The 10642-nt window shown below is 42.8% G+C and carries 10 protein-coding genes and 1 pseudogene; 4 read left to right on the top strand and 7 right to left on the bottom strand.

Features of this window, described 5'->3' with window-relative positions; all coding sequences use genetic code 11:
* Nucleotides 1–126: 126 nt before the first annotated feature.
* Both FNW02_RS36125 and FNW02_RS36120 read left to right on the top strand, forming a co-directional pair.
* Nucleotides 127–579: pseudogene (locus FNW02_RS36125) on the top strand (sigma-70 family RNA polymerase sigma factor); the annotation flags it as partial.
* Nucleotides 580–682: 103 nt separating this feature from the next.
* Nucleotides 683–1714 carry an NADP-dependent oxidoreductase gene (locus tag FNW02_RS36120; RefSeq protein ID WP_191762297.1) on the top strand — a complete coding sequence of 344 codons (1032 nt, stop codon included), beginning with the start codon at nucleotides 683–685 and terminating at the stop codon, nucleotides 1712–1714.
* A 44-nt stretch (nucleotides 1715–1758) separates the two neighbouring features.
* Here the strand turns inward: FNW02_RS36120 and FNW02_RS36115 are convergent, their stop codons facing one another.
* On the bottom strand, nucleotides 1759–1986 hold the full coding sequence (locus FNW02_RS36115) for a hypothetical protein (RefSeq protein ID WP_191762296.1): 228 nt from the start codon (nucleotides 1984–1986) through the stop codon (nucleotides 1759–1761).
* Nucleotides 1970–2266 carry a hypothetical protein gene (locus FNW02_RS36110; RefSeq protein WP_191762295.1) on the bottom strand — a complete coding sequence of 99 codons (297 nt, stop codon included), beginning with the start codon at nucleotides 2264–2266 and terminating at the stop codon, nucleotides 1970–1972. The genes FNW02_RS36115 and FNW02_RS36110 overlap by 17 nt, the downstream gene beginning before the upstream one ends.
* A gap of 168 nt (nucleotides 2267–2434) precedes the next feature.
* On the opposite strand from FNW02_RS36110, the gene FNW02_RS36105 reads away from it, so the two are divergent.
* The gene (locus FNW02_RS36105) at nucleotides 2435–3241 is read left to right on the top strand and encodes an alpha/beta fold hydrolase (RefSeq protein ID WP_191762294.1); all 807 of its coding nucleotides are present in this window, start codon (nucleotides 2435–2437) and stop codon (nucleotides 3239–3241) included.
* Between the two features lie 232 nt (nucleotides 3242–3473).
* Here the strand turns inward: FNW02_RS36105 and FNW02_RS39785 are convergent, their stop codons facing one another.
* Genes FNW02_RS39785 through FNW02_RS36095 form a run of 4 tightly spaced genes read right to left on the bottom strand, consistent with a single transcriptional unit; the run spans nucleotide 3474 to nucleotide 5068 of the window.
* Nucleotides 3474–3608, bottom strand: a complete 135-nt coding sequence (locus FNW02_RS39785; protein WP_263627858.1) for a hypothetical protein — start codon at nucleotides 3606–3608, stop codon at nucleotides 3474–3476.
* 36 nt (nucleotides 3609–3644) lie between these two features.
* Nucleotides 3645–4673 (bottom strand): dihydroorotase, encoded by a 1029-nt coding sequence (pyrC, locus tag FNW02_RS36100; RefSeq protein ID WP_191762293.1) that lies wholly within the window; start codon nucleotides 4671–4673, stop codon nucleotides 3645–3647.
* Between the two features lie 7 nt (nucleotides 4674–4680).
* Nucleotides 4681–4806, bottom strand: coding sequence for a hypothetical protein (locus FNW02_RS39780; protein WP_263627857.1), 126 nt, complete (start codon nucleotides 4804–4806; stop codon nucleotides 4681–4683).
* Between the two features lie 34 nt (nucleotides 4807–4840).
* Nucleotides 4841–5068 (bottom strand): hypothetical protein, encoded by a 228-nt coding sequence (locus FNW02_RS36095; protein ID WP_191762292.1) that lies wholly within the window; start codon nucleotides 5066–5068, stop codon nucleotides 4841–4843.
* Between the two features lie 438 nt (nucleotides 5069–5506).
* On the opposite strand from FNW02_RS36095, the gene FNW02_RS36090 reads away from it, so the two are divergent.
* Complete coding sequence (locus FNW02_RS36090; RefSeq protein WP_225226217.1) at nucleotides 5507–7126, top strand: SDR family NAD(P)-dependent oxidoreductase; 1620 nt, start codon at nucleotides 5507–5509, stop codon at nucleotides 7124–7126.
* Nucleotides 7127–7449: 323 nt separating this feature from the next.
* Here FNW02_RS36090 and FNW02_RS36085 read toward each other — a convergent pair whose 3' ends face one another.
* On the bottom strand, nucleotides 7450–10482 hold the full coding sequence (locus tag FNW02_RS36085) for a plasmid replication protein, CyRepA1 family (RefSeq protein ID WP_431356849.1): 3033 nt from the start codon (nucleotides 10480–10482) through the stop codon (nucleotides 7450–7452).
* Nucleotides 10483–10642 lie beyond the last annotated feature (160 nt).

The following is a 10642-nucleotide window of genomic DNA, read 5'->3' as shown; positions in this document are numbered from 1 at the left end:
AGCTAATCTCTATTGTTGAAAGGTTAGGGATTTGTTTTATTTATAGTTGTAGCAACTTGTAGGATTATCTATGTCATTTTCAAATCTTTTTTAGTTTTTATTAGTAAATAAGATGCGTTCGCCCTGGCCGCAACTCTGGGTAAAACCGAAGCCGAAGTAACCCAAATCCTAAATCTTGGACAACGGGCAAAACAGAAGATGGTGATAGCTAATTTACGGCTGGTGGTTGCAATCGCTAAAAAATACCAGAACCGTAATCTAGAGTTTCCCGACTTGATCCAAGAAGGCGCACTAGGACTACAACGGAGTATTGAAAAGTTTGACCCCAATCGTGGTTATAAACTATCGACTTACGCTTATTGGTGGATCACTCAAGCAATCACACGAGCGATTGCGGAAAAATCTCGCGTTATTCGTTTGCCCATCCATCTCAATGAAAGGCTCAATAAAATCAAGAACCAAGAGCGAGAGCTGTCTCAATCACTAGGTCGTCGTCCAACTGTGACGGAGATTGCCGAGTCCTTGAAACTCAAGCCTTCTTTGATTCAGGAATCTCTAAATGTCTCGAAAAATTCAGTTTATGCAAGAAATACGAGTGGGAAATGAATCTTTCTAAAGAAATTAGCTAACACGATTAAACTAAAATTTGATTAAACATATCTGTTATAAATTTATTAAACCTATGAACACAGGCAAAAATCGACAGTTTCGCTTGGCATCACGTCCGGTTGGTGATATTACAGCTAGTAATTTTGAGTACCGAGAAGAACCGATTCCTCAGCCTAGCGATGGTGAAGTTTTGGTACGTACTATCTATCTTTCCCTAGATCCTACCAATCGCATTTGGATGAGCGATCGCCCACAATATATGCCGCCAGTTGAAATTGGGCAAGTCATGCGCGGTGTTGTAATTGGCGTAGTAGAAGAGTCAAAAAATCCCGATTTTCAGAAAGAGGATTTAGTTTCTGGGGTACTTGGTTGGCAAGATTATGCTCTGGCTTTGGGTAACACTGGTTTAGGTATTAGCAAACTACCATCACCTTTACCCTGTCCTCTCTCTGCATTTGTCGGGCCTTTAGGTGCTACAGGTTTTACAGCATATTTTGGACTTTTAGATATCGGACAACCCAAATCTGGTGAGACTATAGTTGTATCAGCCGCAGCCGGAGCCGTTGGTTCTGTTGTGGGACAAATTGCCAAAATTAAGGGTTGTCGTGTAGTTGGGATAACTGGCAGTAATGAAAAATGCCGTTGGCTTGTAGAAGAACTCGGCTTTGATGACGCTATCAACTATAAAACAGCAGATTTGGAAACAGCATTAGCTAAATCATGTCCTAATGGCATTGATGTCTATTTTGATAATGTCGGCGGTGCAATTTTGGATGCTGTGCTAACCAAAATTAATTTGGACGCACGTATTCCTCTGTGTGGTTTGATTTCAACTTATAATGCCACTGAGCCTGTACCTGGGCCTTACAACTATAGCCAAATTCTCATGCAGCGAGCGCGAGTACAAGGGTTTATTATTCTGGATTATTCTTCAAGATTTGGCGAAGCAATCAAGGATATTGGGCAATGGGTTAACGAAGGAAAAATTAAATATGCATTAGAGATTGTTGAAGGTTTAGAAAATGCACCATTGGCTATTCTTAAACTATTTAACGGTAACAAAATAGGAAAACTAGCTGTTAAAGTTTCAGAAGAACCTGTTTAAGTGGTTGATAAATTTTCCTACATTTTCGACCAGTCAAGGACAAATTATCCCATCCACTCCACCCAATCAGGAGCAATGGCTATCATCTGGTTGAATTTCTCTGGCTCAATCTCCTCAAACTCAATCATCGCACCCCAACACTCATCGCTTGTGAAGGTACTGAGAAACTCTTTAACTGATTCCACTCCACATTCCACCTTCTCAATCACTATCCGCGCATAAGATTTGACACGCTCCCACCAATAATTACTGAGGTTATCCTGTCCGTCCACACCCCTGACTGATGAAACTGGGGATAATAATTGGGGGGGGTGTGGACGGCGTGTTAATTCCATACTGCATCTGCATTCTAGCCGCATAAGCCACGTGTTTATCTTGTGACTCCTGGCGTTTACGCTCCCTATATTCTCTTTGCTGTTGGCGATACTCCAGTAGCTTTCGAGCAAATGCAACATCATCAGTATTCAAACGGTAATACCTAACCCGTTTCCCATCCTCTAATGGTCGCCGTGATTCAGTAGACAGCCCCAATTGCATGAGATACTGGCTCATACCAATTCTTTAAAATTAGGCAACAGATGCAAATCACAAAAGTACTGCTGCATCTAAATCTTTTAATGTAAATTTCTACAACTTCCTAGTTATATAAGCCTTGAGAAAGTTTCGTCAACCCTGTGGGCTTGCTACTGTTACATAACAGTAGAAATAATTTACCGAGTTATGGTAAATGAGGTTGTGGTTTTGAAATCTCAATTAACTAATCATCAGGTCGATTTACAAGATTGCACTATTTTTTATCAGCAAAGTGAGTTGGATTCGAGTTCAACCCCCATTCTATTGCTACACGGATGGGGAATCTCTACTGAGCCTTATCAAGAAGTGCTGGAACTACTAGCACAGCACCATACTATAATTGCTCCTGACTTGCCTAGTTTTGCAAGATCGACTTACTCTGGTCTAATTTTTGATTACGCTAGCCATAGCAAATTTCTCCTTTCATTTTTGGAAGTTTTAGATTTACAACAATTTCATGTAGTAGGACACTCATTCGGTGGCGGTATTGCTATTACTTTATGTACACTTGTTCCACAAAAAGTCAGAAGTGTAATTCTGATAGATAGTACTGGAATTCCTACGCCATCTATACCGGAGATGATCCCGCGAAGGGCAATCGAAATGACCGCTCAACTGTTTCTCCCAAGACGCAGGTTAAAATTAGTTGATATTCCTTTGGTTTTCTCCTATAACTTGTTATTCAATACAAAAAATGTCATTCAAGGATTGCTAATTTCTTTATACGAAGATATCAGCCATCTACTACCAAAAATCCAGGCTCCTTGTTTGCTATTATGGTCAGAAAAAGACCTAACTACGCCATTAAGTAACGCCCAAGAAATGGCGGCAATTATTCCCGACTCTAAATTAGTTATTGTAGAAGAAGGATTTCACGAATGGGGACTCTGGTATCCTGAGAAATTTACATCACTCATACTAGATTTTATTTGCAAAGTTGAGCAAACTCATTAGGGCAAACCTCCTCAAACTTAACCATCACCCTCGAAATTAAGCAAGTAGGCTAGTTATCTAATTCTGTTGTACAGCGACAAATTAGTGCCATCGAGTTGAATCTATTTCAGACAACAACAAAATTATAAGCGTGATCCGGTCAACCAATTGCACAGCACAGCCCTGGCTAAAGCTTACAGCAACATGCCATTCTAAACGGTTCACCGACCGCATCATCAATCATGAGGGTAAATCACCCAATCCACTCTACCCAATCGGGAGCAGCTGCAATCAATTGAGCAAACCCATCGGGGCAAACCTCCTCAAACTCCACCATCACACCCCACTTTTCATCACTCGTCAGCGTACTGAGTAGTTCTTGTACCATGCCAGATTCCACAACGGCTGATGCACAATGCGAATGTCATACCATTTGCCATGTCATTTCCTGCCCCGCCCCCAAAGGTACAAGCCCAGATTCCATAAATGGAACTTCATCAGGAACGTGCCAAGTCGTTTTGGACAAGGTAATTCGCTCGGTATTACGCGGCAGTTGATAAAAATCTGGGCCATAGAAGCTAGCGAACGCCTCCAGTTTATCTAGGGCTTTCACGCTTTCAAATGCTTCGGCATACAACTCAAGGGCGTGCAGAGCCGAAAAGCATCCCGCGCAGCCACAGGAACTTTCTTTGCTGGCGCGGGTATGGGGAGCGCTATCGGTACCTAGAAAAAACTTCGGATTCCCCGATGTTGCCGCTTGCAACAAAGCCTGACGATGCTCCTCCCGTTTCAAAATGGGCAGGCAATAAAAATGGGGGCGAAGGCCGCCTTTGAACAGGGCATTACGGTTAAACAACAAATGTTGTGGCGTAATTGTTGCTGCGATGGTGTTGGTAGACAGGACATACTGCACCGCATCGGAGGTGGTGATATGCTCAAGCACCACCCGCAGGTTGGGAAATCGCTGCTTGAGGGGGATTAAATGTCGCTCGATAAACACCTTCTCGCGATCAAACGTATCAACATCGTTATCGGTCACTTCCCCGTGCAGTAATAACGGCATGTCCACCTGCTGCATTGCTTCAAAGACGCGATCACCCTTGCGAATATCCGTCACACCGGAGTCTGAGTTGGTCGTTGCACCGGCTGGGTAGTACTTGACCGCTTTGATAAACTGGGATTCTTTCGCCCGGAGAATGTTGTCGGGGCTGGTGTTGTCGGTGAGGTAGAGCGTCATCAATGGCTCAAACTGTTGGCCCTCTGGAATGGCGGCGAGGATGCGATCGCGATAGGCTGCCGCATCTGCCACTGAGCGGATAGGGGGCTTCAAGTTCGGCATGATGATCGCGCGGGCAAACTGACGCACCGTGTAGGGCAGAACCGCTTTCAGTGCTGCACCGTCGCGCAGATGCAGATGCCAATCGTCAGGTCGGGTGATGGTAAGCTTTTGCATCCTTTCATTATAAAACGGCAACAAGGGCCTCATGAGAATAGGGGCGATCATCCAGATCTGGTGTGACAACTGCTCTGGAATAACCAATTTTTTGCTCGAAGATAGAACCAGAAGATATGAATTGACGACTCATTAATTGCGGAATCTCCTTCCAAAACTATTTACGATTAAATTACTACCAACCAATCGCACACCACAGACTTGCATCCGCCTTCAAAGTTAACCCAAACCTGCCATTGTCCCACACAGGCATTCCAGTAAGGCTCTCCATCAGCAATCCCAACAGCCTCGCCAACTTTAGAGACAAGTTCTTGGTAGAATCGACCCGTGCTGCCCAACCCCTTCTGCAATCTCAGCTTCAGCCCCTTCCAGCCTTGGACAGCAGCACTTTCCACTTGTGTGAGTGTTTGGGGAATGTCAATCCAATTCGCAATTAAATCAGTGTTAGCTCTGTACCCGCCACTGATTTAAGACCACCAACCTATGGTGTGGTGTTAGCTCTGTACCCACTTTTAGGCAATTAATCAATTAATTCACAATTCATATTTTCAATTGCGAATTGCGAATTGTTTCGTCAAAGGATATTGTGTCAATTACTCGTGTGGTTATCTTTTTTGTGCTTGGAACTCACCAATGACCTAGAAATTGCGAATCCCTCAAAGCGTGGGCTAGAGAGGAATTTTTGGGTATTGATGTATTGGGTCATTATCCTGCACGATGGCTCTGATACATCCTGTATTTTATGCTTCTGCCGCTTCTTGCTCCATAATTTGGATGTCTGCCTGTTTTACTTGTTACGTTATATTAATAACGGCTATATTTCTGGCAATTGGTTGGAAATAAATACTGGAAGAGCAGAAATTATGCAAGTGAGTCTGGTTACAGGTGGTAACTCTGGTGTAGGTTTAATGACGGCTATAGGTTTAGCCAAATTAGGCAATCATGTATTTATTGCATGTCGTTCGGCAAATAAAGCTGCAAAAGCTATAGACTACATCCGCCAAACCACCAAAAATCAAAATGTGACATTTTTACCTCTTGATCTAGCTTCTTTAGATTCAGTTCGTAATTGTGTAAAACTATTTAATAGCTACAATTTGCCATTACATGTATTAGTCAACAATGCAGGTATATTTAATAATAGAGGCACAACTAAAGAAGGTTTTGAATTGATTTGGGGAACTAACTATTTAGGTCATTTTTTGCTTGCTTATTTATTATTAGAAAAGTTGCAAAAATCAGCCCCCAGCCGGATTATTATGTTAGCCTCAGATTTGGCATTATCTCCAAATGGTATTGACTGGAATTTATTAGTTAAAAGAACACCGTTAAATTTTCTAAAATTATATGCCGTTTCTAAACTTTCCTTATTGCTTTTAACAAGAGAACTTTCTCAGCGATTAAATAATTCTCAAGTCACTGTTAATGCAATACATCCAGGCTTTGTGCAATCAAATATTACTATATGGCATCGCCTCAGTAAATATTTAAATTTAGGCATTTCCCCGGAAGCCGGAGCATATAGTACTCTTGTTTGTGCTACTTCCCCCGATTATCAAAACGTTAGTGGAAAATTTTTAGATAGTTACGCTCAAGAGATTCTATTGCCTGAAATAGCACAAAATCAAGAATTATCACAGCAATTATGGGAACGTAGCTTATTATGGGCTGGTTGTAACCAACAGCAGAATATAAAGAAAATTAATTATGGTGATACTGATGAAATTTGGGGGCCAAATTCCCTGAATTTAAGTAACAATGAAATAGCCGAAATTACCCAATATATTTTTGATAAGGTTCTTATAAAACTGCCAATAAAAATATTATTAAAGCAGCTAGTTAAGTCATTTATTAAATTTGATATTGGATCTTTGTTTATTATATTCCTTCAAATTTTTAGCAAATGTTTTTACATGGAAAGACATTTAGATTCACCCGTAATTTTGCAATTATGTCAAGACAAAAATTTATTAGAAAAGCTTAATGCTCATTTAGGGGATAATTTAGTATTATGGCGGTCAGAACTGTGGGTCAATTACCCTGCCCAGCAGCTAATTCCTTTTTGGCATCAAGACTCTTATTCTAAACTCCTACAAGGAGATGGTAAAACTATCAATGCTTATATAGCTTTGACAGAAGTTAATGAATATAATGGATTTGAGTATATACCTAATATTTATTTAAAAAATTGCCAGATAAAAGGAACCGATCCTTTTAGCGGTAATCAATTTTTTGAAATCACTGATGAAGTTGCAAAAAAAGCTATTCCTGTAGTATTACGTCCTGGTGAATTTGTACTATTTACTAATACACTATTACATCGTTCAGTACGTAATAATAGCGGTAAAGTCCGACTTTCTTTAACGCTACGCTTGACTCAGCCAGAAGTAAAAGTTTTGCCAGGTTATACTTCTAATTGCCAGAATCCTGTAATTTTGCAATCACAAAAATAGCTGTTTGCAAAACTTAAACGCTATTTGGCTTTGTCCGTTGAAATCCAGAAAAGGATTCAATTTCATGGTGCCCTCTTGAGCTAATAAATGATTAATAGAAGCCATTGGCATGAAACGATCTGCTTACCAAGTACTTTTCTAGTTCAAAATTACTGTACAGCGCTTCCTATTGTTATGAAGTACAGTTTCTCCCATCCACACTAACTTCTGTAACCTTTCAGGGCTAAGAACGTACCTCACAATAGCGGGAACTGATGTATGCTTAATTTACAAAAATTTACGTCTATAAAAACAAATTACATACCAACAAAAAGCCTAAAAAATCAACCCATCCACGCCACCCACTGAGGCGCAGATGCCACCAATTGAGCAAACCCATCGGGGCAAACTTCCTCAAACTCCACCATTACCCCCCAACGCTCATCACTCGTTAGGGTACTGAGTAGTTCTTGTATCATGCCAACTCCCTGATCAATCTTCTGGGCAACTAACTTGGTATAATATTTAACTCGCTTCCACCATTCATTACTGAGGCTTTCATCTTGGGCCACACCCCCCCGATTATGTTCTCCATCTCCATTATTGGGGGGTGTGGACGAAAGATTAGACGAATATCTAACCGCATCAACTCCATACTGGGTTTGCATTCTAGCCGCATAAACTGCATTCTGTTCTTGCTCCTCCTGCCGCCTCCGTTCCTTCTCCTCCCGCTGCTGCTGCCGGTACTCCAGCACATTTCGAGCAAACGCAACGTTATCAGTATTAAGGCTGTAATACCGAACCCGTTTCCCATCCTCTAACGGTCGCCGCGATTCTGTAGACAGCCCTAATTGCGTGAGATACTGCCCCAAAATCCATAAAGGGGACTCATCAAGCGGTATCGTGAGATTGAGAATCCCCTTAACGTGAGGTGCATTGCGTTTGGAGAAATCCGCTAGAGCCTCAATCATCGCCTCAGTTCCCGTCACCTCAATCCCATCCATCAAATCAGTCAATACTGTCCTCAATCCAAGCCGATGACGCATTAACCACGCAGTAGAATGATTACTCCAGTCTGTACAAATGGCAAGGCGATCGCGTTCTGATTTATCTCTATCAACAACAACAGCAGGCGGCATAATAAATTCCCGTCCCTGGTCATCAGTGATCGCCTCTCCCGGCTTGGCCAAGATTGCCTCTAATGCCACAATCTTTTTGATCAACTTCCCGCCGTCGTCTTTTTCCACAAGCTCCGGTGTTACGCTGATCCCGTAAGTATCCTGAATGCGGAACTTCTCACACTCCAAAACCTCCTCCGGCTTGAGATAGTCTTGATGCTGTCTGCTAGCGTAAGTCCTTCTGTCAATATCTTTGGCATCGGCTACCTTACGATAATGCTCCTCATCGATGGCAATAAGAGCTGCCTTCATCCATCGGGAAGCCCCAACATCCGCCCCATCACCCATTGGCACAATAGTATTCCCCATTTCTTCCAGGAGCGATCGCAAGTCTGCCCGTAAATTATTGATTGACCAATTGCGTTGTGCCTCAATCTGACAGCTGGTATCTAACGCCCAATCCTTTTCAGCACCACGTTGACCCGTCTCGCGGTTAATACGAATCAAAAACGCCGTCATCTCGTTATTCTGGAGAATCCTTTCTTTAATGCACCGCGCATTGGTTTCGGCATAACCAAAAGGAGGACGAGGGGCCACCCAAACATGCATCGGGACATTAGGACGATAGCGCCATAATTGTTGAGAGCATTCTGTAGCTGATTGTGATACAGCGTGAAATACACCAAATACCGCATCGAAATGATAGGTGGAAATATCAACACCTGTACCTAAACTGGGAGTGATGAGCAGCGCATCAATATCTTTAATGGCAGTGTTGATTTCCCTGATGAAAATCACATTCTCCTCACTGCCACTGTTTTCCGAATGGACAGCCCACACCCTTAGCTGTCGATCTTCGGCTGATTCTGGTGTTTCTTCCGTATCAGGGGTGTTTACCGATGTCCCATCATTCAAAGCACGTTCCAACTTTTTGATAAAGCGCTTGCTGTCGCTAACCATCATCAACTTTTTACCTGACATTAGTTGAGCGTGAAACTCGGCAACGAGCGCACTGCTGTTTTTACCTTCGTACCAATGAACCTTGCGACCACCAGAACGATACTCGTTTTTGATGATGTAAGGCTTTTCGCTCTCTGGACGCATAGACATGAAAAAGTCGATGGTCAAATCATCAAGGTGCGCGTCTGCTAGTACTACCAGCTTGGCATTATAGACGAGGTATTCTAATACTTCTAGGATAGCTCCCCGGTGTTCCTTGCAAGTTTTGGACTTGAGCAGATGAGCAAGATACTGACAGGCTTCATCAATAAATAGAATATCGTAAGCCTGCAAATCATTCGCCATCTTATACAATGAATCTACAGTGATGCTGAGGGCTTTTACTTTCCCCCAGTCCTCGCAAGAAACAGCAGAGTACATTGCAGTTTGTAGGCGATCGCTCAAATTCTTCAACAGATTAACGCGATGGCCATTGTTCAAAAAGCTCAATTCGGGATTATCTTTTCTAAGGCGGGACATGATTTCAGTTTTACCAGTACCCATGTCGGAAGCTAAACCAACTAACCCAGATTGAGGTAAAGAACCGATTGCTTGTGAGAGATAACGGGTGTTAACTGTGACGTTGGGTTTGTACTTGCGAAGTCCTCTGGCTTTGTTGATAAAAAACCTTTGCTGGTACTCGCTGAGTGTCAGGGCATCAGCAATCATGGCGCTGACGGCTTTATCAGCCTTATTGCCCAGTGCCACAACCCAGTCATCAATCCCCTTCTCTGGGCCTGGTAAGAGTGCGACTTCACACAGACATCCTTGCTGTATGATAGCCGCAGCAGTACGGCGGGTGGCTTGGAATACGTGCAGTTTGGTTTTGGGTTTGGTTTCGTAGTCGAATAAGATGATGAACTTACGACCCTTTTGAGCCATAGGGACTAAATCAGGGTGTAGGCGCTCTAAGTCTTCCTTTCCTACGCGGCCATTCCAAATACCCGGAAGTGCGATCGCTACAAAACCCAATGATAGTAAACAACCTGTTTTCTTCTCGCCCTCCGTAAGAATTACAGGGATTTGGGGGTGTGCCATTACCCAAGCCCAAAAACCTAATGCCTCACCTGATTGGGTGATTGTAATCAGTTCTGGCATCGGTACATCATACCGCAGGGCTACCAACTTCCAGATGTGGAGGGGAACTCGCAGATAGGTAACGCGGTTTGGGGTTTTCGGCGGTGACTCGTATTTAATGGGCTTTTCGGTATGCTGTTGGGTTTCTTTGTCCCATTCCAGTCTGGGAGAATCTGGTTTCATTCTTCCCCAATCCATTGGTAGCCAGTTGTTGAGGGGTGCAACACGAAAAAGTTGGGTCAAGCAGGATAAAGTCTAGCAATCAAAATGGAATCACAAAAAGTTAGCCAACTTCCCGCCGCCCATTGACATCTAGCGTGCAAAATTGCTTCAGCATTTTCTA

It is taken from the genome of Komarekiella delphini-convector SJRDD-AB1 (assembly GCF_014831675.1).
Taxonomy (GTDB): domain Bacteria; phylum Cyanobacteriota; class Cyanobacteriia; order Cyanobacteriales; family Nostocaceae; genus Komarekiella.
The sequence above is the reverse complement of the archived record's forward strand: the minus strand, read 5'-3'. Positions and strand labels throughout refer to the sequence as shown.